At 67.0% G+C, this 24,503-nt stretch carries 22 protein-coding genes; 10 read left to right on the top strand and 12 right to left on the bottom strand.

Going from position 1 to position 24,503, the window contains the following annotated elements; all coding sequences use genetic code 11:
* The first annotated feature begins 16 nt into the window (after nucleotides 1-16).
* Nucleotides 17-634 carry a TetR/AcrR family transcriptional regulator gene (locus tag ACFVJ5_RS10585; protein ID WP_379219697.1) on the top strand — a complete coding sequence of 206 codons (618 nt, stop codon included), beginning with the start codon at nucleotides 17-19 and terminating at the stop codon, nucleotides 632-634.
* Complete coding sequence (locus ACFVJ5_RS10580) at nucleotides 624-1,340, top strand: HD domain-containing protein (protein WP_379219696.1); 717 nt, start codon at nucleotides 624-626, stop codon at nucleotides 1,338-1,340. Before ACFVJ5_RS10585 ends, ACFVJ5_RS10580 begins: the two co-directional genes overlap by 11 nt.
* 41 nt (nucleotides 1,341-1,381) lie before the next feature.
* Here the strand turns inward: ACFVJ5_RS10580 and ACFVJ5_RS10575 are convergent, their stop codons facing one another.
* Nucleotides 1,382-2,842: a phospholipase D-like domain-containing protein gene (locus ACFVJ5_RS10575; RefSeq protein WP_379219695.1), complete on the bottom strand. Its 1,461-nt coding sequence runs from the start codon at nucleotides 2,840-2,842 to the stop codon at nucleotides 1,382-1,384.
* Nucleotides 2,843-2,894: 52 nt separating this feature from the next.
* Entirely contained in the window at nucleotides 2,895-3,998 is a 1,104-nt protein-coding gene (ald, locus tag ACFVJ5_RS10570; RefSeq protein WP_379219694.1) for an alanine dehydrogenase, read from the bottom strand.
* A 120-nt stretch (nucleotides 3,999-4,118) separates the two neighbouring features.
* On the opposite strand from ald, the gene ACFVJ5_RS10565 reads away from it, so the two are divergent.
* Genes ACFVJ5_RS10565 through ACFVJ5_RS10555 form a run of 3 tightly spaced genes read left to right on the top strand, consistent with a single transcriptional unit; the run spans nucleotide 4,119 to nucleotide 6,375 of the window.
* A complete protein-coding gene (locus tag ACFVJ5_RS10565; RefSeq protein ID WP_379219693.1) occupies nucleotides 4,119-4,631 on the top strand; it encodes an Lrp/AsnC family transcriptional regulator in 513 nt (170 codons plus the stop codon).
* Nucleotides 4,632-4,691: 60 nt separating this feature from the next.
* Nucleotides 4,692-5,969 (top strand): MFS transporter, encoded by a 1,278-nt coding sequence (locus tag ACFVJ5_RS10560; protein WP_379219692.1) that lies wholly within the window; start codon nucleotides 4,692-4,694, stop codon nucleotides 5,967-5,969.
* 22 nt (nucleotides 5,970-5,991) lie between these two features.
* Nucleotides 5,992-6,375, top strand: coding sequence for a cyclase family protein (locus ACFVJ5_RS10555; RefSeq protein WP_379219691.1), 384 nt, complete (start codon nucleotides 5,992-5,994; stop codon nucleotides 6,373-6,375).
* Here ACFVJ5_RS10555 and ACFVJ5_RS10550 read toward each other — a convergent pair.
* The gene (locus tag ACFVJ5_RS10550; RefSeq protein ID WP_379219690.1) at nucleotides 6,311-7,864 is read right to left on the bottom strand and encodes an FAD-binding oxidoreductase; all 1,554 of its coding nucleotides are present in this window, start codon (nucleotides 7,862-7,864) and stop codon (nucleotides 6,311-6,313) included. The genes ACFVJ5_RS10555 and ACFVJ5_RS10550 overlap by 65 nt on opposite strands.
* 124 nt (nucleotides 7,865-7,988) lie before the next feature.
* Nucleotides 7,989-8,834, bottom strand: a complete 846-nt coding sequence (locus ACFVJ5_RS10545; protein ID WP_379219689.1) for a GTP pyrophosphokinase family protein — start codon at nucleotides 8,832-8,834, stop codon at nucleotides 7,989-7,991.
* A gap of 200 nt (nucleotides 8,835-9,034) precedes the next feature.
* Here ACFVJ5_RS10545 and ACFVJ5_RS10540 point away from each other — a divergent pair, with 200 nt between their 5' ends.
* Nucleotides 9,035-11,095 (top strand): AMP-binding protein, encoded by a 2,061-nt coding sequence (locus tag ACFVJ5_RS10540; RefSeq protein WP_379219688.1) that lies wholly within the window; start codon nucleotides 9,035-9,037, stop codon nucleotides 11,093-11,095.
* Nucleotides 11,096-11,131: 36 nt separating this feature from the next.
* Here ACFVJ5_RS10540 and ACFVJ5_RS10535 read toward each other — a convergent pair whose 3' ends face one another.
* From ACFVJ5_RS10535 to ACFVJ5_RS10515, 5 genes are all read right to left on the bottom strand, one after another.
* On the bottom strand, nucleotides 11,132-12,001 hold the full coding sequence (locus tag ACFVJ5_RS10535) for an alpha/beta hydrolase family esterase (RefSeq protein WP_379219687.1): 870 nt from the start codon (nucleotides 11,999-12,001) through the stop codon (nucleotides 11,132-11,134).
* A 113-nt stretch (nucleotides 12,002-12,114) separates the two neighbouring features.
* Nucleotides 12,115-13,221 carry a PDR/VanB family oxidoreductase gene (locus ACFVJ5_RS10530; protein ID WP_379219686.1) on the bottom strand — a complete coding sequence of 369 codons (1,107 nt, stop codon included), beginning with the start codon at nucleotides 13,219-13,221 and terminating at the stop codon, nucleotides 12,115-12,117.
* Nucleotides 13,218-14,117 carry a metal-dependent hydrolase gene (locus ACFVJ5_RS10525; protein ID WP_379219685.1) on the bottom strand — a complete coding sequence of 300 codons (900 nt, stop codon included), beginning with the start codon at nucleotides 14,115-14,117 and terminating at the stop codon, nucleotides 13,218-13,220. The genes ACFVJ5_RS10530 and ACFVJ5_RS10525 overlap by 4 nt, the downstream gene beginning before the upstream one ends.
* Complete coding sequence (locus ACFVJ5_RS10520) at nucleotides 14,114-15,892, bottom strand: amidohydrolase family protein (protein ID WP_379219813.1); 1,779 nt, start codon at nucleotides 15,890-15,892, stop codon at nucleotides 14,114-14,116. Before ACFVJ5_RS10520 ends, ACFVJ5_RS10525 begins: the two co-directional genes overlap by 4 nt.
* A 21-nt stretch (nucleotides 15,893-15,913) precedes the next feature.
* Nucleotides 15,914-16,840, bottom strand: a complete 927-nt coding sequence (locus ACFVJ5_RS10515; RefSeq protein ID WP_379219684.1) for an alpha/beta fold hydrolase — start codon at nucleotides 16,838-16,840, stop codon at nucleotides 15,914-15,916.
* A gap of 212 nt (nucleotides 16,841-17,052) precedes the next feature.
* On the opposite strand from ACFVJ5_RS10515, the gene ACFVJ5_RS10510 reads away from it, so the two are divergent.
* Nucleotides 17,053-17,760 carry a TetR/AcrR family transcriptional regulator gene (locus ACFVJ5_RS10510; RefSeq protein ID WP_379219683.1) on the top strand — a complete coding sequence of 236 codons (708 nt, stop codon included), beginning with the start codon at nucleotides 17,053-17,055 and terminating at the stop codon, nucleotides 17,758-17,760.
* A gap of 47 nt (nucleotides 17,761-17,807) precedes the next feature.
* Here ACFVJ5_RS10510 and ACFVJ5_RS10505 read toward each other — a convergent pair whose 3' ends face one another.
* Nucleotides 17,808-19,730: an acyl-CoA dehydrogenase family protein gene (locus tag ACFVJ5_RS10505; RefSeq protein WP_379219682.1), complete on the bottom strand. Its 1,923-nt coding sequence runs from the start codon at nucleotides 19,728-19,730 to the stop codon at nucleotides 17,808-17,810.
* A gap of 106 nt (nucleotides 19,731-19,836) precedes the next feature.
* Between ACFVJ5_RS10505 and ACFVJ5_RS10500 the strand changes: the two genes are divergently transcribed.
* The gene (locus ACFVJ5_RS10500) at nucleotides 19,837-20,463 is read left to right on the top strand and encodes a TetR family transcriptional regulator (protein ID WP_379219681.1); all 627 of its coding nucleotides are present in this window, start codon (nucleotides 19,837-19,839) and stop codon (nucleotides 20,461-20,463) included.
* A gap of 53 nt (nucleotides 20,464-20,516) precedes the next feature.
* On the opposite strand, the gene ACFVJ5_RS10495 is transcribed toward ACFVJ5_RS10500, so the two are convergent.
* Both ACFVJ5_RS10495 and ACFVJ5_RS10490 read right to left on the bottom strand, forming a co-directional pair.
* A complete protein-coding gene (locus tag ACFVJ5_RS10495; RefSeq protein WP_379219680.1) occupies nucleotides 20,517-21,584 on the bottom strand; it encodes an alpha/beta fold hydrolase in 1,068 nt (355 codons plus the stop codon).
* A gap of 186 nt (nucleotides 21,585-21,770) precedes the next feature.
* Complete coding sequence (locus ACFVJ5_RS10490; RefSeq protein ID WP_379219679.1) at nucleotides 21,771-22,568, bottom strand: SAM-dependent methyltransferase; 798 nt, start codon at nucleotides 22,566-22,568, stop codon at nucleotides 21,771-21,773.
* 171 nt (nucleotides 22,569-22,739) lie between these two features.
* On the opposite strand from ACFVJ5_RS10490, the gene ACFVJ5_RS10485 reads away from it, so the two are divergent.
* Together ACFVJ5_RS10485 and ACFVJ5_RS10480 are read left to right on the top strand one after the other, a co-directional pair.
* The gene (locus ACFVJ5_RS10485; RefSeq protein WP_379219678.1) at nucleotides 22,740-23,063 is read left to right on the top strand and encodes a hypothetical protein; all 324 of its coding nucleotides are present in this window, start codon (nucleotides 22,740-22,742) and stop codon (nucleotides 23,061-23,063) included.
* A 208-nt stretch (nucleotides 23,064-23,271) separates the two neighbouring features.
* Nucleotides 23,272-24,501: a cytochrome P450 gene (locus ACFVJ5_RS10480; protein ID WP_379219677.1), complete on the top strand. Its 1,230-nt coding sequence runs from the start codon at nucleotides 23,272-23,274 to the stop codon at nucleotides 24,499-24,501.
* The last annotated feature ends 2 nt before the right edge of the window (nucleotides 24,502-24,503 follow it).

The raw sequence follows: 24,503 nt of genomic DNA, 5'->3' as shown, positions 1-24,503 counted from the left end.
GACTACGGTAATTCGTATGACGTTGGAACCCCCGGCCGACCGACGAAAACGTCGGACACACACCGCCGTTCTCGATGCCGCGCAAGCTCTGTTCTCGCGAGAGGGCTACCGCGGCACCACCATCGACATGCTGGCCGGTGAGGCGGACGTCGCGGTCAGCTCGATCTACGCCAACTTCCGCGAGGGCAAGGCCGACGTGTACGCCGCGCTGGCGTGGCGCATCGCGACCCGTCATGCGGAGGCGATGTCCGCACCGACCGGCGACGAGTCGATCCCGCGCGACGAAGTGGCCGCCGTCTTCGACCGCTATGTCACGTTCCACCGGGAGAACCCGCTCGCGCTGCGCATTCTGGCCCTGACCGACGTCGATGTCGGCGAATCCGAACTGGCGGCGAAAGCCAAGACTCAGATCGACGGTGTGCTGGGCGGGTTGGTCGAATCCTTCGCCGCCGCAGTGCGTCGCGGGGGATCCGATGTCGAAGCCCGTGCGCTGGTGATGGTTTCGTGGGCGGCGGTGAACGGTGCCTACGCGTTGTTCCAGCGACGAATGGTCGACCGATCGACCCTGGATGTCATGCTCGGCATCGCCCGCGCCGATCTTCTTTCGCATGTGGGTGGCCCAGATGAAGCGTGACGGCGAGCTCGGCCGACTGCAGCAGATCCGCACTGTGAGTGCGGCATTGGGCGCGCAGACCATGGCCCTGCCTCATCTCGTTCGCGGGCTGCGTCGCGGCAGCGGTGTTTCGGGGTGGCCTGCCCCGGTGCCACCGGATTCGCGGCTGTGTCGCGCCGCGCTCGAAGAAGCCACGGAAGTGCTCACCCCGGCGCTGCTCGCGCACAGCCTGCGCTGCTGGGAATTCGGTACGGCCTTGGCGCAGTTGGACGATCTCGCGCCCGATCCCGAGGCGCTCTACCTCGCGTGTGTCCTGCACGATGTCGGGGTGGGCGCGCCGGACGACGCGACGACGGGGTGTTTCGCCCTGCTCGGCGCCAACCGGGCCCGCACGTTCGTCACCGACCGAGGCGCTACCGCCGAGCTGGGCCAGTGCGTCCATACCGCCATCGCCCGGCACATGGATCCGCGCACTCCCCGCGAAGACGGCGCCGAAGCGAGGTTGCTGCACGACGCCGCGCACCTGGACGTCGTCGGGCTGCGGGCCCACCAACTGGATCCGCGTCAGATCGCCGAGATCCATGCTCGCCACGGCCGCGACGGATTCGGTAGCGAGTTCGCCGCCGCGATGCGCGACGAAGCGCGCGTGCGCCCACGCTCGACGGCGGCGACACTGTGGCGGTCGGGAATGCCGATCGCCATCGCGCTGAATCCGTTCGATCGCTGACTACGGTCGCGCGTGGACAGCCCGCGGTCGGGAAACCGGAATCAGTCGGTGCGGACACCCCGGCCCGGAAACAGGCTGTCCCACAGTCTCGTCGGGGTTCGCTCGGGATCCATCAACTCGTTCTCGGCCAGGGGACTGTCCTCGTTCTCGACGGTCGCCGGTTCGAATCGCCGCAGGGTCCGCCCGTCGCCGCGCAGTGCCTCGACGGTGCGCACCAGCGAGGATGTTTCGGCGAGTGTGGCGTCGAACTTCGCGGGTTCGGTGTCGAGATGTTCGCAGATCAGCTTGCGTCGGATGCCGAGGATGGTCTCGCGCAGAAGCTCACCGTCAGCGGTGGCAGGGGTGACCTCGACGGCCAGATCGCATTCGGTGTCGAATCCCATCGAACGGTTGTTGAGATTCGACGATCCCACCCGCAGCAGACGGTCGTCCATCACCAACACCTTGGCATGGACATAGATGGGCGCACCGGCGGCGGTGACGGGGTAGTACACGGCGAACCGATTCTCGGTGTCGGCCTTCCACAGCAGGTGCAGCAGGCGGCGGCGAGCTCCATCCATGGCCTGTTGCTCGAGCCAGCCGTCGGCGTTGCGGGGGAGCACCAGCACGACCTCCGGGCCGTTCGGTTCACGCAGGCGGGCCGCGATCGCCTCCGCGAGAGTGCGCGAGGCGAGGTACTGGCTTTCGATGTAGAGCGATCTGGTGGCGCCCGCGATCGCCGCCAGATACAGCGCCTCGATCTCGCGAACTTCGGCGCGGTCGGCGAGTTCGGGCAGAGTCCGCGCGATACCGACATCGACGGACCGCATCGTCGGCTCCAGGCCTTGCGGCCACGGGGTGTCCCCGGCGATCTCGCCGAGCGGGTCCAGCTCCCGGCCGGTGGCCGCCTTCCACCTGGCACGAGCCAACTCGCCGATGGCCTTCGCCGCGTCCCCGTCGACGGCGGTGGTCGCATCGTGCCAGGGACCGTAACTGTTGCCGTTCGGCGCGGTCCGGAACCCGTTGTCGTCGCGGTGGTCGCTGGTGTCCCAGCGATCGACAGTCATATCGATGCCGCCGCAGAACGCGAGTCGGTCATCGATCACCACGATCTTTTGATGATGGGCCGACCCGATCGGGTGCGCGGCGTCCATTTCGAAGTGCAGCCGACGGTCGGTGAGCCAGTTGACGACGAAGATCGGTGTCATCCCCCGGCTCATCGCCGTGAACGCGCCGATATTCCACTTCAGCAGATAGATCTCGAGGTCCGGTCGATGCCGCGGCAGCCAGGACAGGAATTTGCCCAGCCGATCGGGTCCGTCGAGGGTTTTCCCGTGTGGTTCGAACTTGATCCGGGTGTCGAAATCCCAGCCGATCAGCACGATGCGCTTGCGGGCTTGCAGCATCGCCGACTTCGCATGGCGGAAGTAGTCCGCCGCATCGACGATGCATGCCAGCCGATCCGCCTCGGCGATCTGCCAGCAGGTTTCGCCGGGAGAAAGGATCGGTTGCTCGTCGCGCATGGATAGTCAGTTCTTTCGTCCGTCCGGCCACCTGTCCCCGCAGGTGAACGACTCACACTACTGCGTGGACCCCCAGGTCGTGAGCCGCGGCGACCGCAGCGTTGGTGAGGTTGCCCGCCTGGGCGTTCAAGCCGAGCGCGAGGCTGGGATCTTCGGCGCAGGCGCGTTCCCAACCCTTGTCGGCCAAGGCCACTACATAGGGCAGGGTGGCGTTGGTGAGTGCGTAGGTCGAGGTGTGCGGTACCGAGCCCGGCATGTTCGCCACGCAATAGAACGTCGATTCGTGAACCGGATACGTCGGCTCCGCGTGCGTGGTCGGGTGGGTGTCTTCGAAGCAGCCGCCCTGGTCGACCGCGATATCGACCAGCACCGAACCCGGTTTCATCTGCGCGACGAGGTCGTTGCTCACCAGCTTCGGGGCGGCGGCGCCGGGGATCAGCACAGCGCCGATCACCATGTCGGCCGCACGGACCTGCTCGGCGATCGCCAGCTTCGACGACGCCAAGCCGCGCACGCGGTTGTTATAGCGCCAGAACGACATTCGCAACTTGTCGAGGTCGGTGTCGAGCAGCGTCACGTCCGCGCCCATACCCAAGGCGATGTTGGCCGCGTTCTGGCCCGCGACGCCTGCCCCGATGATGACCACCTTGGCCTGGTCGACACCGCCGACACCGCCGAGCAGCACCCCGCGACCACCGTAGGGCTTCATCAGCGCGTGCGCGCCGACCTGCGGCGCCAGACAGCCCGCGACCTCCGACATCGGATACAGCAACGGCAGCGCGCCGGACGGCAGCTGCACGGTCTCATAGGCGATGGCCGTAACCCGGTGCGCCAGTAGCTGTTCGGTCAACGGCCGATCTGCCGCCAGATGCAGATAGGTGAACAGGACGAGTCCTTCGCGCAAGCGGTGATACTCCTGGGCGACAGGTTCTTTGACCTTCAACACCAGCTCCGCCCCGGCCCAGACGTCGTCGGCCGCGGCGAGGACCCGTGCTCCGGCCGCGAGGTATTCGGAGTCGGGAATCGACGATCCCACTCCGGCCCCGGCCTCGATAGTCACCTGATGACCGTTCGACACCAGTTCGTGGACGCCGATCGGCGTGATCGCTACACGAAATTCGTTGTTCTTGACTTCCTTGGGGACACCGATGCGCATGGAAGTTACTCCTCGAGGATGTTCGGGTTCTGACACGAGCATCAGCGATAAACGCGGCTGCCAGCGATAACACCTGCACAATCGGCGGAATTGGCCGCCCGAGCTGAGTATCCTGCGGTGATGACGTCGCGAGAGCAACACCGATCGCACCCCGTGCAGCCGTTCCGGGGGTCCCCGTCGAACCTCGACGATATCGACCGTCAACTGCTCGCCGAACTCGCCGAGGACGCGCGCGTTCCCAACAACGTGCTGGCGGCACGGGTGGGCATCGCCGCGTCGACCTGTTCGCTGCGGCTACGCAGGCTCCGCGAACTCGGTGCGATCCGCGGCTTCTACACCGACATCGCCCCGGAGGCGCTGGGGCTGCCGCTGCAAGCGATGATCTCGGTCCAGGTCCAGCCGGCGGCGCGGGCGCGAATCGGTGAACTCAGTACCAAGCTCGCCGCACTGCCGGGTGTGGTGAACGTGTACTTCCTCGCCGGGACGGTCGACTTCTTGATCCAGGTCTCGGCGGCCTCACCGGACGCTTTGCGCGAGTTCGTCACCCAGGAACTCAGCGCGACCCGCGAATTCGCCTCGACCGAGACAAGCTTGGTCTTCGAACACATTCGCAGCCCACAGCCCACCCGCTGAGATCGGATCACCCCGAGCCCGTGCGCTGTGTAGGCGCGAACTCTCTGCGACGATGTGCCCATGAGGACCGCCACCCGACCGGGTGTGATCACGGCAGGCACGCTGGTTCTGTTGTCGTCGCTGTACTTCGCGCAAGGGCTTCCGTTCGGTTTCTTCACCCAGGCGCTGCCGGTGGTGTTGCGCGAATCGGGTTATTCGCTGGTGGCGATCAGTGCCTCGGGCGTGCTGTTCCTGCCGTGGGCGCTGAAGTTCCTCTGGGCGCCCTACGTCGATCGCTACGGCACCCGGCGCACCTGGCTGCTGGTGTTGCAACTGCTGGCGGCCGCGGTGGCGCTGGTGCTGGCTTGCCTGGATCTGTCGTCCTCGCTGCGATGGTTGTTCGCGGGCATCGTGGTGGTGAACCTGCTGTCGGCGACCCAGGACGTGGCTACCGACGGTGTGGCTGTGCGGTTGCTCGGTCCGCGTGAGCGTGGGCTGGGCAACGGGATCCAGGTCGGTGCCTATCGCATCGGGATGATCGTCGGCGGCGGCGCCCTGCTGTGGTTGTTCGCGCTGGCAGGATGGCGGGCACTGTTCCTGGCCATGGCGGCGTTGATCGTGCTCACCACGGTGCCGGTCTGGCTGATGCGCGAGCCGGTCGCGGACCGGCTGCCGCCGCCGAAGCCCGCGCGGTTACTCGGCGCCTGGTGGACCCGATTGCGTCGCCCCGGCATCCTCGCCTTCATCGCGTTGATCGGCGCTTTCAAATTCGGTGATTCGATGGCCGCGGCGCTCACCGGTCCCTTCCTGTCCGACGCCGGACTCGACCTCGGTGAGATCGCGCTGATCAAAGGCGTCCTGTCCTCGGCGGGCGCGCTGGCGGGCGCGGCCATGGGCGGCTGGCTGGCCTACCGCTACGGCCGTCGGCGGGCGCTGCTGATCGGCGGTGTCACTCAGACCGCGAGCATCGCGCTGTACCTGTTCGCTTCCCTCGGCCTCGGTGGCTTCGACCTTCTCGTCGCGGCAAGCCTCGCCGAGCACATCTTCGGCGGTGCCGCCACTGTCGCCGTGTTCGCGCTCATGATGGACGCGTCCGAACCCGATCACGCGGGCAGCGACTACACCCTGCTCGCCTGCGCGATCGTCGTAGTCCAAGGCGTAGCCGGGATGGCCGCGGGTATCGTCGGCGACCTGGCCGGATATCCCACGCTCTTCGCCACCGGTCTCGTGCTCTCCGGACTCGGTTGCGCCGCGATGATTCTCGGCCTGTCGCGGGGTCTCGGCCCCGCCGGCCTGCACCGAGCCCTCGCGCCGACGGACACTCAGCGACACGACGGCGACCGCAGCGTCGTCCGGTAATCCGGCGAGGACGGTGCCGGTCATGGTCCCGGTGGCCTGGCACGAGTCGGGTGGGTTCGGGCAGTTCGCGCTCGGGTACTGGGAGCACACCGGAACCCACCTCGACGCGCCCGCCCACCGGATCCCCGGCGCCACCACCACCGAGGCCCTCGCCGTCGACGACCTCGTCGCACCGCTCGTCGTGATCGATATCAGCGCCAAAGCCGCCGTCGACGCCGACGCAGTGGTGACCGTCGCCGACATCGACAGCTGGCGTTCGCGCCACGGTGACATCCCGGAGCGGGCATTCGTCGCGATGTATTCCGGCTGGGAGCGCCGCCTCGACCGACCGTCGACCTTCCTCAATCTCGTCGACCGATCGAAAGTCCGTGCTGGAAAACATTTCTCGGATCCGCGGCTGCCTTGACTCGAAGCAGTCGCCGATAATTGTCGCCGTAGTAGAAGACGTGCCACGGCAGGCCGGAGGTGTTCCATTCGGCATCGGCCAGATCCGGGTCCGGGTAGTTGATGTAGCTGCCGCCGTAGTTCTCGTTCGGCACCGGAACACCACCGGTCTCGGCGTGGACGTCGCGATACATCTCGCGCGCCCAGCGCACATACCGGTCGTCGTCGGACGGCAGCCGCCACGACGCGTGGATCAACATTTTCATGAACGAATCCCGGGCGGGCATCGCCGTCGCGTCGCCGGCGACGGCATTGATCGCGCCGCCGAACGGCAGGAATTCGAGCTGGGACTCACCGAGGAAACGGAGATCGGTGATGTAGCGGTAGAAGATGCGGAGTTGGTCGGGGGAGTACGCCGTGCGCAGATAGGCGGCTTTCACCTTGACGCGCGTGGTGTTCACGCCCTTCGCGTAATACACCTGGTTCACCGTGTCCGCGTAGGACAGCTGGGCGAGTGGGGTGAGAATGGACGGCGGGAAAACACCGTCGCTCACCGTGGCGACGAATTCATCGAAACGGGTTCGCGCGTGCGGGGTTTCGGCATCGAACAGGATGAGCATCTCAGCCGCGCCGGTGCCGGTCGTGTGGATCATCAGCGGCGCGTAGAGACCGGCGAAGTCGTTACCGGGCGCGCTGTGATGTTCGAAGAACCCGAGATAGTTGGTGAGTAACCGGACGAACGAATCCTCGGTCGTGATCGGCAGGATCAGTCGCGCGCTCAGCATGCTGCCCGGTGGCTTCGGTAGCGCGTGTGCCGGGTCCGAGCCGTCGGATTCCGGCGATCGGAGCAGAAACCGGGTCACCACACCGAAATTGCCGCCTCCACCACCGGTGTGCGCCCACCACAGATCGCGGTCGGGACCATCGTCGGTCGCGACCACGACGTTCGCCGTGCCGTCGGCGTCGACGGTGACGACTTCTACTCCGGCCAGGTGATCGGCGACGAGCCCGAAGCGCCGAGACAACGGACCGTAGCCACCACCGCAGACATGACCGCCCATCCCGACGCCGAGACAGATCCCACCCGGCACCGTGACCCCCCAGCGGTGCAGGGCGTTGTAGACGGTGCCGATGTCGGCGCCCGCGTCGACGGAGAACGCGCGGTGTCGCTCATCCCAGAACACCGCGTTCATCCGGCCGAGGTCGATGATCGAACGGGTTCGGTCGTTGTCGACGAAATCATCGAAGCAATGCCCGCCCGAGCGCGCCGCGATCGGCGAGTCCTCGGCCACCGCCCCGGCCACCGTGCGACGAACCTCCTCGGCGCTGGTCGGCACGAAGATCTTCGCCGGTCGAGCCACGAAGCGCCGGTTGTAGCCGCGCGCGGCCAGCGACTGGAACTCACCGGCGCTGAGCACCTGCTCCTCGGCGCGGCTCACGGGCATGCCGAGCGCGGCCGCGGTGCCACCGACCGCGGCTGCGGCGATCAACTGTCGACGGGAGAGCGCCACCGGGTTCCTTTCGCGCCATGGTGTCCGAGGATCTGCTCGGACAGTAGCGGAATCGCCGAGGCGCGGACGCCGGAAATGCGGTGCGGTCGCAGTGGTTGTGAGGTCGATATGGAAGCCGGTGGTGTCAGGTCGGCGGATCGCTGGGGCGCAGGTAGACGGGGTGCCCACCGGTGAGGCTGTTGTACAGCACGCTGAGGTCCAGTGAGTCCGTGGTCGGCTTCGTCTTCGGGGGAGCGCTGCGGTCGACCTGGCGGTGCAGGGCTTCCATCTTCTCGTCGAGCTGAGTGGCGACCTCGGCGGCCTGGGCCAGGTCGGTGCGCAGATTCGGCGGGACCTCGCCGCGGTACTTGTAGTAGATCTTGTGTTCGAGGCTGGCCCAGAAGTCCATCGCGATCGTGCGGATCTGGATCTCGACCGGAATCCGTTCGGTGCGGTCGGAGCGGAACACCGGGATCGACACGATCAGGTGCATGCTCTGGTAGCCGTTCGGCTTGCGGTGGGTGATGTAGTCGCGCTCTTCGAGGACCGTGATGTCTTCCTGACCGGCCAGCATGTCCCGGATCGTGCCGATATCGGAGATGAAGCTGCACACCACCCTGACCCCGGCGATATCGAGCACGTTCTCGCGGATCGCCGCCAGATTCATCGCGTAGTTCTTGCGACGGACCTTCTCGAGAACACTCTCGGGCGACTTGAGCCGCGATCCCACATGCTCGATGGGGTTGTACTCGTGGGTGTTGTTGAAGTCCTCGCGCAAGATGTTGATCTTGGTCGTCACCTCGTCGATCGCGAACTTGTAGCCGAGCATGAAGTCGACGAACTGTTCCCTGAGGATCCGCAGGTCATCGATGCCGACGTGGCCTCCGTCGCCGAGCGGGCCGTCATCGGAGCTGGGGTCGCGCTGCCACTGTTTCATCGACATCCATTGTGCCGTCCTTCCGGCGAACACCTCGACGAGTGCGTGCGGCATCACGTTGGCACCTCTCACAGCTGCCGGGTAATCCGGTTCGTTCGGTGACCAGAATCCGTAGATATTTCGTTTGCCCACGGGCCGGCAGGCCGAGGATGACTTCTGGTGCAGTGCCTGACGACGGGCACCGTCACGGCACGGGGGCCGAGGCGAGCAGGCACTACCCGGCAACGTGGCCGGGCTGAGGAAAGCGCGCAGCCATGCCGAGTGATGTCGTCGATGTGTCCGTGGAGTTCTCTATCCCACGCCGGGCCCTGTGGGATGTATTGCTCGAACCGCAGAGTTATCCGCGACTGTGGGCCGGGATCGGGGGTTGCGATCGGCTGCTCCAGCCGGACGGGAGCACCGTGTGGGAGGTCAGAATCGGAGACCGGGCCGCGGGCGTGCGGCGTACCGGGCTGGCGCTGACCATCGGGCGCTGGTACGAGAGTTTCGAACTGCACAATCCCGAATCGGGCAGTTTCGCCATGGTCCGGCTCACCGGCGACGAGCAGCGCACCCGGGTGAGCGTGACCGTCTTCGCGGCGCCGCGGCTGCACCCGACGCTGGCGGGGGTGACGAACGCGGTGATCATCGGGTGGGTCAAGGACGGGCTGCGGCGCGCGGCCGACGTCGTGGGTGGCGCACGGACCTCGGTGGTGGCCAATGGCAGCAGGGCACCGATCCGGCGCAAGTCCGAAATCGTGCGCTGGTGGGTGCAGTCGGGTCAGGTGTCGCCGCCGCTGACTTCGGTCAGGCAGCTGCGCTCGCTGTACCGGTGGGGATTCAATCTGGCGGGCGGCTACGCCGCGGGCGCCGCGCACAGCCCAGACCAGGTCGCGCTCATCGACGACACCAGCACCGCCACCTTCGCCGAAACCGACAAGCGGACCACCGCGTTGGCGGGCGCGATGTACGAGGTCGGGTTGCGCGCGGGTGACGCGGTGGGGCTGCTGGCCGGAAACCATTGCGGCATGGTCGAATCCATGGTCGCGGCGGGCAAGCTCGGCGTCGACGTCGCGCTGTTGAACTCGGGACTGTCGGGGCGGCGGATCGAGGACATCGTGCAGCGGCACCGGCTGTCGGCGTTGTTCGTCGACACCGATCTGGCCCATCTGGTGCAGTACCTGCACACCGATCTGCCGCGCTTCTTCACCGACGACGCGCCCGCCGACCCGACCCGGATCACGATCGAAGACCTCATCGCGGTCCGCCACACGAAGTTCCCCGTCCCGACGGTGCCGGGACGCCAGATCGTGCTCACCTCGGGCACCAGCGGCACCCCGAAGGGAGCGCGGCGTCCGCACCCGAAGGGTTTCGACACGTTGGTCGCGCTGCTGTCGCTGATCCCGATCCACGCGGGCAGCACCATGATGATCCCCGCGCCGCTGTTTCACACCTGGGGGCTCTCGGCGCTGCAATTGAGCACCGCGGTGCGGGCCACGGTGGTGCTGACCCAGGGCTTCGACGCCGAGGAATGCCTGCGCCGCGTCGCCGAACACGGCGTACACACGCTCATCGCGGTGCCCACGATGGTGCAACGTCTGGTCGACCTGCCCGAGCAGGTGCGACAGCGGTACGACCTGAGCAGCCTGCGGCATGTGATCAGCTGCGGCGCACCGCTCGCGGCGGTCACCGTCGACCGCTTCCTCGACGACTACGGCGACGTCCTCTACAACCTCTACGGGTCCACGGAGGTCTCCTGGGCCAGCGTGGCCGGGCCCGACGACCTGCGCGCCGCACCCACCACGGCCGGACGCCCGCCGCTGGGCACCAAGATCGCCATCCTCGACGCCGAGCACAGGGCAGTGCCGGTCGGCGTGGTGGGGCGGATCTTCGTCGGCAACCACATGCTGTTCGACGGCTATGTCAGCGACTCCCCGCCCGAGGAATCCGACGGCATGATGGACACCGGCGACCTCGGCTACCTCGACGCCGAGGGCAGACTGTTCGTGGCGGGCCGCGACGACGAGATGATCATCTCGGGTGGTGAGAACGTCTTCCCGCGCCCGGTGGAGGAGGCGCTGGCGCACCTGCCGCAGGTCACCGATGTCGCGGTGGTCGGCGTGCCGGATCACGAATTCGGCCAGCGTCTGGCCGCGTTCCTCGTCAAGCACGAAGGCTCCGGGCTCGACCCGGAGATGGTGCGCACCTACGTCCGGAATCGCCTCAGCCGCTTCTCCGTTCCGCGCGACGTCACCTTCCTCAACGCGCTGCCGCGCGGGGAGACCGGCAAGGTGCTCAAGCGGTTGCTGGTCGATCCGGAGGGACTGGCCGGCTGAGCCGCGGCGCGGCGGCCAGCCCCTCCGTCGAGGTCGCTACGGGCGCGGGTTGGCCTGGAACAACTGCCACATCCGGTTCAGCATCTCGGTGCGCCGGGCGCCCGTCGGCCAGGAATGGCTGCCGCCGTTGTAGACCCGCCACAGCACTTCGGTGCCGGACGCGCAGTCCCAGTGCCTGGAGTCCTTGACGTCGGTGCCGCCGCCGGGCTGCTCGTTCTGGCACGGACGGTTTTCCCAGCTCCAGTACATGACGTGGCTGTAGGCGATGGGCTCGATGACGGTGGTGTCGTTCGCCGAGGCGAACACGCCCCACGCGACCGCGCGCGCGGGATCGCACCCGGTCGGTGGTGGCGCCGGTGCGTACACCGCACCCGACGCGAAGACCTCGGGCGCGGTGCAGGCCGCGCGTGAGGCCATCTGACCACCGTTGGAATGACCGGTCAGATGGACGCGGTTCGGCGCCGCACAGTATTTCGTGCTGACCTCGGTCACGACCTTCTTGATATGGGTGACGTCGGCCGCGTCGGCGTTCCAGCCCCAACCGGGAGTGCCGTCCGGCTTGTTCTCGGTCTTGATCCCACGCGGGTAGACCACGATGAACTTGTGCTGATCGGCGAGGGCGTTCCAGCCCGACACCGCCTCGATTCCTTCGGGCCGGTCGTAGCCACCGTGGATGGCGACTACCAGCGGCGCACCGGCGGATACCCCGACGGGTACGTGGACGCGGTAATACCGGCCGTCGAACGGGACATTGTCGGGGACCGGCGCTGTCGAACATCCGGTGGCTGGACTTTCGAGAACCGCATTGTCGGCGGAACCGGGTGCCGCCGCCGGTACCGCGAGTAGTAGGGCTGCGCAGGACGCGCCGAAGAGCGCGGCCAGGCGTTTCGTCAGAGAGGACGCCACGGAAACTCCTTGTGTGCGAACAGAATTGCACGTCGCACACTACGCGTACAGCAGTGTTCTTCGATGTCGATTCACGGACACGGGCGGAGTCCGGCGCGCCGGGCCACGGGGGCTCAGAGGTCGAGGACCAGGCGTTTTCCCGCACAGCGCGAGACGCAGGCCAGCGTGACGCCCGCGGCGTGTTCGTCGGGGGTCAGCGCGCCGTCGCGGTGGTCGGGGGTGCCGTCGGTGACGTGGACGACGCAGGTGCGGCAGAAGCCCTGGCGACACGAGTAGGGCTGGTCGGGGCGGACCGCGAGCAGCGCGTCGAGCATGGTCTGGTCGGCGGCGACGGGGACGACCTCACCGGTGCTCGCCAACTCCACCTCGAACGCGGTGCCGTCGACAACCGGTGCGGGAGAAAACCTTTCGGAGTGGAACTCGATGCCCGGCATCGTGCGCACAGCGGCGACGAGGGCAGCCGTCATCGGAGTGGGTCCACAGCAGTAGATCGCCGTGTCGTGATCGACACCGTCGAGAAGATCTGTGGCACTGGGTGTTCCGTGCTCGTCGTCGGTGCGCACCACGACGTGTCCGCGGAGTTCGGCGAGTTGGTCGAGGAACGGCAGGGTGTCGCGGCTTCGCCCGCAATAGACCAGCGTCCAGTCGATACCGAGCCGGTCGGCGGCGCGCGCCATCGCCAGGATCGGGGTGATACCGATGCCGCCCGCGACGAAGTGCAGGCGTTCGGCCGAAGAACCACGCCCGGGCGGCGCGAACGGGAACGCGTTACGCGGTCCGCGGATCACGACCTCGGTGCCGACCGCCAGCTCGTCGTGGACCTCGATCGACCCGCCACCGCCCTGCGGAATGCGGCGCACCGCGATGCGGTACTCGCCGGTTTCGGCAGGGTCGCCGCAGAGCGAGTACTGCCGCAGGCGCCCGGACGGGAGTTCGATGTCGATGTGCGCGCCCGGCGCCCACCGGGGCAGCCGAGCACCGTCGGGGGCACGCAGGCCCAGATTGATGACGGCCTGGTCCTGCGCCACCAGCACCCGGTCGGAGACGACCACCGGAAAGCGGGCGTCGTCGGACCTGGTGAGGATCGGGCGGCGGTTGATCAACGTCGACCAGCGAACTCGCAGGTTGGCCACGGTGTCGATCACCCTGGTGGTCGGATCGTGATCGTGCTTGCCGTAGAGGTCCGGCGGGATCACCTTGGGCGCGGGATACACGGTCACTGTGCCGCCGCCCTGGCCGCCGGGGACTTGGCGAGGTAGGCGATCGCCTGCTCGGTGGAGCCGACATTCGCCGGGTCGTAGCGTGGATCGAAGGTGGACCCGGCGCTGATCAGCAGCGCCGGAATACCTGGCAGCGCACCGCGCCACATCGCCCCGAGGATCTTCCAGATCAGCGTGGGGTAGCCCATCTTCGGCAGTTCGGGATCCTGATTGACCAGGAACTTGGTGCCGCGCACGAGCAGGCTGAGCAGGATCGGGATGACGATCAGCATCATCGCCGCACGGCGCAGGTAGCCCGCGCCGAAGTAGATCGCGACATCGTGGGCGACACTGCGGTGTTCGACCTCCTCGGCGCCGTGCCAGCGGAACAGGTCGAGCACGCGCGGTTCGGCGCCGTGCTTTTCCAGGTCGGCGTTGAGAATCCAGTCGCCGAGCCAGGCGAAGAAGTGCTCGAGGCTGGCGATGAACGCCAACCGTTCGACCAGACGGGTCTGGGCCTGTTGCGGGCTGCCCTCGCGCGCGCCGAGGGAATTACGGAAGACGTACTCCATCTGGCGGGTGTAGGGCGCGGTGTCGATGTGGTGGGCCGTGAAAACCTGGTCGAGAACCTTGGCATGGGTTTCGGCGTGCATCGACTCCTGCCCGATGAATCCGAGCATGGCCTCACGCACCTTCGCATCGCGCACGTAGGGCAGCGCGTCGCGGTAGGTGGCGCAGAACATCCGCTCGCCCTCGGGCAGCAGCAGGTTCAGCGAGTTCACCACGTGCGAGGCGATCGGCTCGGACGGCATCCAGTGCAGTGGCGCCGAGGTCCAGTCGAACTTCACATTGCGTGCCTGCAGCGCCACATCAGGCGCGCGCACGGTCCTGGCCGCGCGACGGAACGGGAGTTTCATCGGGTCTCCTGTGCGAGGGGAGCGGAGTTGTCATGGCCTGCGCGCAGGAACCGCCCGGTTCCCCAGTCCGCGCCGATGCCGGGCGCCACTTCGCCCGCGCCGAAAACCCGGCGCCCGTTGACGACGGTGGCGACGACGGCGCGGTCGTTGCGGTTGACCATCCGGTCGAGGCCGAATTCGGGCAGCGGAGCTTCGTGGAGCTGGTGCACCTGCTCGTCGAGTCCGGCCGGGTCGATGACCACCAGGTCGGCTCGACCGCCTTCGCGCAAGTGACCGGCGTCGATCTGATACCAGTCGGCGAGCTCGCCGGTGAGGCGGTGGACGGCACGTTCGGTACTCAGGAACGGTTTTCCGGCTTCCTGTGCCCGCAGCACCCTTTCGAGCAGCCGCAGCGGGAAGTTGTAGAACGACATGTTGCGCAGGTGCGCGCCCGCGTCGCCGAAGCCCATCTGCACGCCGGGGCTGGCGGCGAGCTTGTTCAGGTACTCGGGGCGATCGTTGGCGATCGTGGTGCGCCAGCGCAGCGCGGGACCGTACTCGACCACCATGTCGAGGTAGGCGTCGACGGGGTGCAGGCCGCGGTCCTTGCCGACCTGCCCGATCGACTTGCCGACCACCGATTCATCAGGGCAGGCGATGATCTCGGCGTCGAAGAAGTTCCGGTGCCAGATGCGCGGGGTGAACTTGTTGTCGTACTGCTTGCGGAACCAGCGACGGTACGGCTCGCTCTGGAGCAGCTCGTTGCGTTCGACCTGGTCCTTCAGGTGCAGGGCCGCGGCACCGGCGCCGAACTCCTCGAACACCACCAGGTCGATGCCGTCGGCGTAGACAGTGAACGGCACCGGCAGGTGCTGCCAGCGGAAGTCGGTGCGCGCGAAGCGATTCAGCAGCGGCGCGGCGTAGAGCATGAACCACACCAGCGGCGGGTAGGCCTTGGAATCGGCCGCCGACAGCAGCGAGGTGCGCAGCTTGGGCCGGCCGATGCCGGCGCTGCCGACGAAGAACTTGGCGATGTTGGGGTTGAAGCCGACCGTGGGGGCGCTCTGCAGCACCCGATCGCGCTTACGCAGCACCTTGTTGAGCGCGCGCACCTCTTTGCCGCGGGTATAGGTCGACGGCAGCGACCGCGACCGGTATTCCTCGCCATCGATCTTGTCGAGCTTGTTCGTCATCGACGACAAACCGAGGAAGCCGGCGTCGACCGCCGCGTCGAGCAGGCTGGTCATCTGCTTGATTTCGGCGGCAGTGGGCTTGGTGTCGCGGGTGACCGCGCGGCCGAGGCCGAGCACATGCGTGCGTAGGTCCGAGTGGCCCAGGAACGCCGCCACGTTGGGGCCCAACGGGAGTTCGTCGAGCGCCTTGGCGTACTCGGTCGGGTCCGACCAGGTGCGGTGCTTGTCGAGAGCGCCGTGCACGGCCTCGCGCGGCACGGCTTCGACCCGGCTGAACAGATCGGCGCAGTCGGCGTTGGACGCCAGCACCGTAGACAGCGAGCAGTTGCCGACCACGACCGTGGTGACGCCGTGTCGCAGCGACTCCGACAGCGCGGGCTTGATGAGCATCTCGGCGTCGTAGTGCGTGTGCACGTCGACGAACCCGGGAAGCACCCACTTGCCCGCGGCGTCGATCACCTCGGTGTCGGGGCCGATCGGCAGCGGGTCCGCGGAGACGGCTTCGACGATGCCGTCACGGATGCCGATGGTGCGTTGGGCGGACGCGGCTCCGGTGCCGTCGAACCAGAGACCGTCGGTAATGACGATGTCGAAGTCGAGCATGGGCTTTTCTCTCATTCGTCGCTACTTGGGCTGAGCCTGGATGAACGCGTCGGCGTATTCGGCGATCGCGGCGGGGTCGGAGTAGGGCAGCCAGTGCCCGCGTGGCAGGTCGTGGCGGGTGACCTGATCGGCCCACTTCGCGGTGTCGTCGTAGCCCGCGGGGCGCACGGCGATGTCACGGGTGTTGACCAGCAGTTGCACCGGCACGGTGGTGCGTCGTTCGCGGGGCCCGAACATGCGGGCGATGATGTTGGCCCGGTAGAAGCGCAGCCCGGAGATCATGTCCTGTTTCAGGGTCGGCGCCAGGGAGATCTGCGCCGCGGACGTGCCTTCGACCACGCGAAGGAACATCTTCCAGACCTTCTCGGTGCCCACGAGCCGGAAGAACAGGTCCGGCAGGACCGGCAGCATGAAGAAGGTGGTGTAGGCCGAGGACAGGCACTGGCTGAGCGTGCCCCAGATCCCGCGCGGGGTTCCCGACAGCACACCACGGCGCATCCAGGTGGCCAAGTGGTCGAGGTTGGGCCCCGAGATCGAGGTGAACGACGCGACGTACTGGTCCGCGCCCGGCTCGCACACCGCTTCCCAGACCTGGACCGAGCCCCAGTCATGGGCCACGACGTGCACGGGTTCGGTGGGGCTGACGGCCTCCACCACGGCGAAGAAGTCGGTCGCGAGTCGGTTCAGCTCGTAGGCCGATACCTGGGTCGGCGCGCTGGATTGTCCGTACCCGCGAGTGTCGTAGGAGATCACGCGATATTTGTCCGACAGCAGCGGAACGACGCCGTCCCAGAGGTGATGGGTATCGGGCCAACCGTGGACCAGAACCACCGGAATGCCGTCGTGTGGGCCGAATTCGTAGACGGCGAGCGATATGTCGCCGTTGCGCACCAGATGCGTTCTGGATGACGCTGCCCCGGGATTGTGGTTGCCGGTTTCGCGCGTCATACGAGACTCCTTCCGGCACGGGGCTTCGTTGCTCCGTGCGCAATCAATAGTACCGCCGGTACCATTTGGTGGTACGCGTAGTACCGGAAATATCTTGAGCATCGGATCGGCCGCTGTCAACACCCCCTCGGAGTGCGCCCGCGATACGGCGGCAGATCCCTCGCCGGGCGCCGCTATCCTGGCCGTACGCGAAGGGCGGATCAGGGAGAACAGTGACTACATCGTCTAGACCGGCTCGCCGGTCGCCCGTACGGTTGCTCACCCGCGAACAGGTCATCGCGGGCGCGGTGCGGTGCATCGACCGCGACGGACCCCACCTGAGCATGGAGGCGCTCGCCCGCGAGATGGGCGTCGCCAAACCGCGTCTGTACCGCATGTTCGCCGACAAATCCGAGCTCGACGGCGCGGTCTCGGACTGGCTGGTCGCGCAGATCTACGCGGCCGTCGCGCCGGATCTCTCGCTCATCATGCAGCCGCCCCGGGTCACGATCCATCGGTTCCTCACCGCCTACGCCGGGGTCATCGCCGAACATCCCGATGTGTTCCGGTTCCTCGTGCTCACCCAGAGCGTCTCGGGCGCCGACCCGGCCGCTCGGCCGCTGGACATCGGTCGGCGCCTCTCGCACGATCTGGCCGAGCGCAGCCGCAGTGTGCTGTCCTCGGTCGCACTCGATACCGACGGTATCGATCATCTGCTGCGCGGCATCGTCGGTTTCGTCATGGCCGTCACCGACCTGTGGCTCGACACCGATCCCGTCCCGCTGCCGGAACCGACGGCACTGTTCGTCGACCGGACGACCAATGCCGTCGTGCAGTTGTTCGACGGCTTTCTCCGCGAGAAGGGCGTCGTCATCAAGCCCGACATGTCGGTGGCGGCGACCTTGGCCACCATCACCGAGAACACGCCCCCGCTCGACTGACCCCGGTTGCCTCCGGGAGAGGCGCGGAGGCAACCGTCGATGCTGAGTCAGGCTTTCATCTCGTAGGTCCCGGCCAGCGCGCGCGCCTTACCGAGAACCCGCTCGAAACGGGATTCGTCGAAGACCGGCCGGCGAACCAGGTCGAGAGCCCGGCGTTGCTGGGTGGGGGTGGCGGTCGGCTTGTTGTGCAGGTTGAGCGCGTTCGCGGAGAAGGTGCGCACGAACCCGTCGAAGATCTGGTCGAGCACCGCCGGGTCGGTGCCGTCGATGCGCGCCTGCTCCAGCACCAGCTGGGCGTAGGGCACCGCCGTGAACAGCTCGCCGAACGCGAACAGGAAGTCCACGTCCTTCTGCTGTGACGAGGTCGGTGCGGCGACCGCGAGCAGGGCCTGCAGCGCTAGTACCTGCTCGAGGAACACCGACACATTCGCAACGTCGCGGAAGCTCTCGAACACCGGGCGCCAGTCCGCGAAGCGAATGCGGCCGAGGCCACTGCTCGGGCCCTGCCGGAACAGGAACTCGTCGTCGGCGGTGTCGTGGCGCGATGGCACCGGAGCATAAGCGGCGCTGGCGAATTCGGCCCGCAACGGCTTCACGACTGCGCCGAGACGAGGGGTGATCTTGCGACTGGACCACGTCAGGGCGCCGGCGACCGCACGGGTGGCTCCCTTGGGCGCCACCGAGGCGCCCGGCAGTGACTGCATCGCGGCCAGTCCGGCATCGGCGGGGTGGAACATGTAGTTGGCCATGAACTTCAGCGACAACGCCATGTTCACGTGGACGGTGCCCTCCAGTCGCGGCAGGCCGAACATGGCCGTCATCGCGACCGGGAAGTACATGTCGTTCTCGAACCCACGCGCGGCGATCACGTCGGCGAGGTCCTCGATCACGCGCTGGCCCTGGCGGGTCACCGACATCTTCTCGATGGCGTTGAACAGCAGGTAGCGACGGTCATCCGGCGAGGCCGAACGCATGTAGTCCACCGCGCGTGCGCTGTAGAGCTTCATCGCGGCGATGCGCGCGTAGGAATCGGTGATCAGCGCCCGTACCTGAGGGAATTCGGTCACCCTGTGCCCGAACAGAATCCGGTTCTCGGCGTGGTTGATCGCCTCGTAGAAGGAGTGCTCACAGGCGCCGACCGCGCCGAAGCCCAGGTTGAACTTGCCCACGTTGACCGTGTTCATCGCCGCGTGGAACGCGTCCTCGCCGCGGTGCAGGATGTCCTCCTCGGCGACGGGGTAGTTCTCGAGATCGAAAGCCGCGACATAGATCTGGCTGTTGACGACATTCTTCTTCAGCTTGTACGCGTCGTGCTGGGAGTCGGCGACGAAGAAGAGATACCCCTCGTAATCCTCCTGCGTCGGCTTGCCCCGCAGTGCCGCGGCGCTGTCGATGATCGGCTTGTCCGAACGGCGCCCGAAGACCGAGACCATCGAGGCCAGGTTGCCGTTGCCGATGTAGTGCTTGCCGCCGGTCGCGGTGTAACCACCGTCGGGCTGCGGGTCGACGATCATGTCGGTGGAGTACACGTCGGCGCCGTGTTCCTTCTCCGACAGGCCGAACGCGAAGATCTCCCCGGAGTCGAGCTGGGCAGCGGCCTTCTTCTTGGCCACGGCGTTGTCGCTCTGCCAGATCGGGCCGAGGCCGAGGATGGTGACCTGCCAGACATACCAGTAAGTCATGCCGTAGAAGCCGAAGATCTGGCTCAGCATGGCGTTGCGCGAGGTGTCCCAGCGCTTGTTCGGGTCATCGCCCGCCTCGGCCGCCGGGGTGAGGAAGGTGGCGAACAGCCGCTCCTTCTTGGCGAAGTCGAGGAAGTCCGACGGCCAGACGCGGGACCGATCGTCGTCGAGCAGCTGGGTCTTGCCGCGGGTCTCGAACCAGTCGACCGTCGCGCGCAACAGCCTGCGCGTCTCCGGATCGAACTGCGCGAAGTCGGCGGTGTTCGGGTTGAAGAAATCCTGGGGCATCGTCGCTCCTCTTGCGGGCGTCCAGCACAGTCGGACGGTTCATTCGTCACTGTAGCATTTTCGTACATATGTGTAGGAATGCCGAGGTGGTTGCTATGGTGGGCGCATGGGTAGCGAGACGGCAGTGCAGCGGCGAGGGCGGGCCGCGCACCTCGGCCCCGAGCGGCGCAGGCCCCAGGTGCTCGACGCGGCGCTGGCCATCGCCGCCGACGACGGCATCGCCGCGGTCACGATGGGCGCGGTCGCCGACTACATGAAGGTCACCCGCCCGGTGATCTACGCCTGCTTCCCCGACCGGGTCGAGTTGATCGACGCGCTGATCCAGCGCGAGGAGAGTTTTCTGATCTCCGGTGTGCTCGACGTGCTGCCGCCGCGCGCGACCAACGCCGACGAGACGGTGTTCGTCGAGGGTTTCCGCACCCTGCTCAACAAGGCGGCCGAGCGCCCCGATGCCTGGCGGCTGATCTACGGCAACCCCGATCCCGCGGTCGCCGGTTCCTTCGGGCGTGGTCGTCAGCTGGCCGTCGAGCGCTGCACGGCGTTGCTCCGTCCCACCCTGCTGGCCTGGGGAGTCGACGACGCCGAACGCAAACTGCCCGCGCTGGTGGAGTTATGGGTCTCGGCCGCCGAAAGTGCGGTCCGCACCCTGTTCGCCCACCGCGACGAGTGGAATCCCGATGACCTCGGCGCCTTCGTCGGCTCGGCCGTCTACCGCGCCATGCGCAGCGCGTGATGCCCGCGGCATAAGGGGTGCGACTGTTCGGCCCCGCGCCGTCGGTCGTTCGGTCAGTGCGTGGGCGACGGCGTCCGGGTGGACAACCGCACGCTGTCGAGGAAGTCCGCGATGGTCGCCCAGGTGGTGTCGCGGGCGGTCGGGCCCGCGATGATGCCGAGATGGCTTCCCGGGACCTCGGTGAAGCGAACATCCACCGCGCCGGTGAGGACCCCGATGCCTGCCGCGACCGACGCCGACGAGGCCAGCGCGTCCTTGGTGCCGCCGATCAGCTGCGTCGGCGCGGTGAGTTCGGTCAGATCGATCGCGCGATGGGGACCCAGATGCACTGTGCCCTTGAACATTTCGTTGCGGATGATCAATTGCCGGTAGGCCTGACGGTAGAACCGGCCCGGGTAGCCCGGCATGGTGTCCATGAACCGATCCACCGATTGCATGCGGGCCAGTGCTTCGGTGTCGGCGATATTGCGGGCGATGTACCAGGGCTTGGTGAGTTCACGGTCGATCGACTGGATGCGGAAACCGGCCCGCACCCCGTACTTCGGCACGCCGCCGGCCATGCGCACCGGCACGGTGACCTCGCGGCCGCCGGTGAGCTGTCCGAGCTTGCGGGCCAACGAGATCTGCCCGTTGCGGCGCTGATCGAACGGGGTTCCCACCGCGGTGACCGACCCGATCGGCAGGTCGGCGTGCCCGGCGGCGGTGAGCACGCTGATGGTGCCACCGAAGGACCAGCCGATCAGGTCGACGGGGGAGTGTCCGTTGTCCGCGCCGACCGCCTCGATCGCGGTGGGCACGATGTCGTCGACCCATTCCTCGAAGCCGAGATCGCGGTCCGCGTAGGTGATCTCGCCGTAGTCGAGCACATAGACCTCGCGCCCCAGCTCGAGCAGGAATCGCACCAGGCTCTGGCTGGGCCGCATGTCGTAGCACGAGATCGTCACCGCCAACGGCGGTATGAGCAGCACGGGATCGCCCGTGGCGGGGGTGGAGCGCCGGTAGCGCAGCAGCCTGCGGTGCGGTTGGTCGTAGACGACGTCCGACGGCGTCGGCGCGTACGGCTCGACGCCGTCACTGAAGAGCGCGACCACGTTGCGCAGTGCAACCGACAGGGGGCCCATGTAATTCTCCGGAACGTCGAGACGGCGGGAGAAAATTAACTGTAACTCCCTGTATCACCATATCTTGTCCGCGAGGGTTCCTCCGAATCCGCAGGTGACCGAGCTCGGTCGTGGCTACGCACGGCCGCGCCCCATCCGAGTAGGGCTCGGATGGGGCGTGTCGCGGATCGTGAAAGGCAGTGCGGGTCAGGGTTTGCGGGCGACCGCGCCGTACGCCGAGATCGGGAGGACCTGACCCACCTCGGCGGTCTCCGGACGCCACTGGGTGATCGAGACGACGCCCGGTTCGGCTACTTCCAGACCGTCGAAGACGCCGCGGATCTGCGCCTGCGGGCGCGGGACGTACGGTGTGCCGCCGGTGCCGGTGTAGTTCTCGCACAGGGTGACGTAGGCCTGGCTGTCGTCGGTGCCGTCCCAGTAGATCAGGTGGCTGCCCGAGGGCACCGCGTCGATGACGGTGCGCACGATGCGCAGCAGGTCGTCGTAGGTTTTGGCGTGTCCGAGAACACCCATGAACATCACCGCGATCGGCTCGTTGAAGTTCAGCACGTTGCGCGCGTCGGCGACGATCTGCTCGGGGTCGTGGAAGTCGGCGTCGATGTAGGTGGTGACGCCTTCGTCGGTGGTGCTGGTGAGCAGGGCGCGTGCGTGGGTGAGCACCAGTGGGTCGTTGTCCACGTAGACCACCTTGGCCTCCGGGGTGACGCCCTGGGCGACCTCGTGGGTGTTCTGCATCGTGGGCAGGCCGGTGCCGATGTCGAGGAACTGCTTGATGCCGCGTTCCTTCGCCAGAAAGCGGACGGCCCTGATCAGGAACTGCCGCGACTGCACGGCCATGGTCGAGATGTCCGGGTCGACCGCCAGCCCCGCGTCGCCGGCGATCTTGTCGATCTCGTAGTGGTCCTTACCGCCCATCCAGTAGTTCCAGATCCGTGCGGAATGGGGGATATCGGTCCTGATCACGGGGGTCTGCACGTCGGCCATGAGCCTTGCTCCTCTGCAACTTTGACAGTGGCGCGCCCACCCAGGGGAGAACCACCAGCGACATAGCATCTGATCTGGCTGCGACAGTACAAGATTCACACTGAAACGGTCAGGTCAATCCGTGAACGTTCACCGCTGCGTGCAACCGCCGCAATCGGGTAAAGCCGCTACATGACGACACTGCGCACGAATGCTGTAGCCACCGCGCTCGCCGCGGCCGCGATCGCGCTGCTCGGGACGGGCTGTGACCAGGTGGAGAAGGCGGTCAACAAGGGGGGCGACACGCCATGCAGCGAATACACCGCCCAGACCCCGGAGGACCGGCGGACCACGGTGGTCAAGTTCCTCGAACAGGAGCGCGGCGACAACGCGACGTCGGACCCGAATACCATCGACCTGTCCGTCGCCGCCATCGATCTGATGTGTGGCGCGCAGGCCAATCCGGACACTCCCATCCGGGAAGCCGATCTGACGGGTGTTCTCGTGCCCAAGTGACACCGAAAGCCCGGTCCGTGGGTATCCGTTCCGGCAGCACCGATAGTTCGATCTCACTGTGTGATCCCCATTCCAAGTGTTCACTGCGACAGAGACGTTCGGCCGGTAGCATCGCTAACGGCCCGTAAGGGCTAGTCCAGCAAGATGTTTCGCTGCGACCTCGGAAGGCCGGGGCCTGCGAGGCGCCGGGTGATCGAGAGGTTTCACAATGGAAACGGTGACGAATCGGGTCGTAATGGACCCGACTGGGCAAGACATTCAGGGTGAGAACCTCGAGATCAGGTCGCATGGTCCCGCCACCAGGGTCGAGCTGCCGGGCGGGGTGCAGGCATGGTCGATCACCGACGCCGCGCTGCTGGAGAAACTGCTCGTCGATCCCCGGGTATCCAAGGACGCCAGCCAGCACTGGCCCGCCTTCGTCGCCGGTGAGATTCCCCCGGATTGGCCGCTGTACCTGTGGGTTTCGGCGCCGAACATGTTCACCGCCTACGGCAGCGATCACCGCAGGCTGCGCAAGCTGGTGGCCCCGGCCTTCACCGCGCGGCGCACCGAGGCCATGCGCGCACAGGTCGAGCGCATCACCACCGATCTGCTCGACGAGCTGGCCGCCACCCCGGTCGGTCAGACCGTGGACCTGCGCGAGCAGTTCGCCTACCCGCTGCCGATCCAGGTGATCTCGGAGCTGATGGGCGTGCCGGAATCGCTGAACCCCGGCCTGCGTACCTGCATCGACGGCATCTTCGATACCTCGCTCACCCCGGAGCAGTCGCAGGCCAACTACATGGAGATGTACCGGATCCTCGGTGAACTGGTGGCGCTGCGGCGCGAACAGCCCGGTGACGACATCACCAGCCTGCTGATCGTCCAGCGCGACGAGGACGAGGGCCAGCTCACCGAGGAAGAGCTGGTCGGCACGCTGCTGCTGGTGATCTCGGCGGGTCACGAGACCACCGTGAATCTGCTCGATCAGGCCATCACCGCTCTGCTCACCCGGCCCGATGTGCTCACGGGCCTGCGCGAGGGCACGATCACCTGGCCCGATCTGGTCGAGGAGACGCTGCGATTCGAATCGCCGGTCGCGCATCTGCCGTTGCGTTTCGCGGTGGAGGACATCGACATCGACGGTGTCCGGTTCGCCAAGGGCGACCCGATTCTGGCGAGCTACGCCGCGGCCGCCCGTGATCCGAAGCTGCACGGCGACACCGCGGGCGAGTTCGATCCCACGCGAGAGAAGCAGTCGCACATGGCATTCGGCTACGGTGCGCATCACTGCCTCGGTGCGCCGCTGGCCCGCCTCGAGGCACTGGTGTCGCTGCCCGCGCTGTTCGAGCGGTTCACCGACCTGAAGCTGGCCGCTTCCGTGGCCGAACTCGGCACCGTGCCCAGCTTCATCTCCAACGGCCACCGCCACCTGCCGGCCTACATCCACGGCGCATAGCG

Origin of the sequence: Nocardia sp. NPDC127606, from assembly GCF_042671725.1 — a bacterium.
Lineage (GTDB): Bacteria > Actinomycetota > Actinomycetes > Mycobacteriales > Mycobacteriaceae > Nocardia.
The sequence above is the reverse complement of the archived record's forward strand: the minus strand, read 5'-3'. Positions and strand labels throughout refer to the sequence as shown.

Coding starts and splice junctions, on each gene's coding strand:
- ACFVJ5_RS10575 (WP_379219695.1), bottom strand. CDS start 2,842: ATGCGCGACGAGCAACCGATCCTTTCTCCCGGCGAAACCTGCTGGCAG.
- ACFVJ5_RS10515 (WP_379219684.1), bottom strand. CDS start 16,840: ATGACGCGCGAAACCGGCAACCACAATCCCGGGGCAGCGTCATCCAGA.
- ACFVJ5_RS10540 (WP_379219688.1), top strand. CDS start 9,035: ATGCCGAGTGATGTCGTCGATGTGTCCGTGGAGTTCTCTATCCCACGC.
- ACFVJ5_RS10545 (WP_379219689.1), bottom strand. CDS start 8,834: ATGCCGCACGCACTCGTCGAGGTGTTCGCCGGAAGGACGGCACAATGG.
- ACFVJ5_RS10500 (WP_379219681.1), top strand. CDS start 19,837: ATGGGTAGCGAGACGGCAGTGCAGCGGCGAGGGCGGGCCGCGCACCTC.
- ACFVJ5_RS10495 (WP_379219680.1), bottom strand. CDS start 21,584: ATGGGCCCCCTGTCGGTTGCACTGCGCAACGTGGTCGCGCTCTTCAGT.
- ACFVJ5_RS10555 (WP_379219691.1), top strand. CDS start 5,992: ATGGTCCCGGTGGCCTGGCACGAGTCGGGTGGGTTCGGGCAGTTCGCG.
- ACFVJ5_RS10580 (WP_379219696.1), top strand. CDS start 624: ATGAAGCGTGACGGCGAGCTCGGCCGACTGCAGCAGATCCGCACTGTG.
- ACFVJ5_RS10525 (WP_379219685.1), bottom strand. CDS start 14,117: ATGAAACTCCCGTTCCGTCGCGCGGCCAGGACCGTGCGCGCGCCTGAT.
- ACFVJ5_RS10560 (WP_379219692.1), top strand. CDS start 4,692: ATGAGGACCGCCACCCGACCGGGTGTGATCACGGCAGGCACGCTGGTT.
- ACFVJ5_RS10505 (WP_379219682.1), bottom strand. CDS start 19,730: ATGCCCCAGGATTTCTTCAACCCGAACACCGCCGACTTCGCGCAGTTC.
- ald (WP_379219694.1), bottom strand. CDS start 3,998: ATGCGCATCGGTGTCCCCAAGGAAGTCAAGAACAACGAATTTCGTGTA.
- ACFVJ5_RS10565 (WP_379219693.1), top strand. CDS start 4,119: ATGACGTCGCGAGAGCAACACCGATCGCACCCCGTGCAGCCGTTCCGG.
- ACFVJ5_RS10480 (WP_379219677.1), top strand. CDS start 23,272: ATGGAAACGGTGACGAATCGGGTCGTAATGGACCCGACTGGGCAAGAC.
- ACFVJ5_RS10485 (WP_379219678.1), top strand. CDS start 22,740: ATGACGACACTGCGCACGAATGCTGTAGCCACCGCGCTCGCCGCGGCC.
- ACFVJ5_RS10520 (WP_379219813.1), bottom strand. CDS start 15,892: ATGCTCGACTTCGACATCGTCATTACCGACGGTCTCTGGTTCGACGGC.
- ACFVJ5_RS10585 (WP_379219697.1), top strand. CDS start 17: ATGACGTTGGAACCCCCGGCCGACCGACGAAAACGTCGGACACACACC.
- ACFVJ5_RS10490 (WP_379219679.1), bottom strand. CDS start 22,568: ATGGCCGACGTGCAGACCCCCGTGATCAGGACCGATATCCCCCATTCC.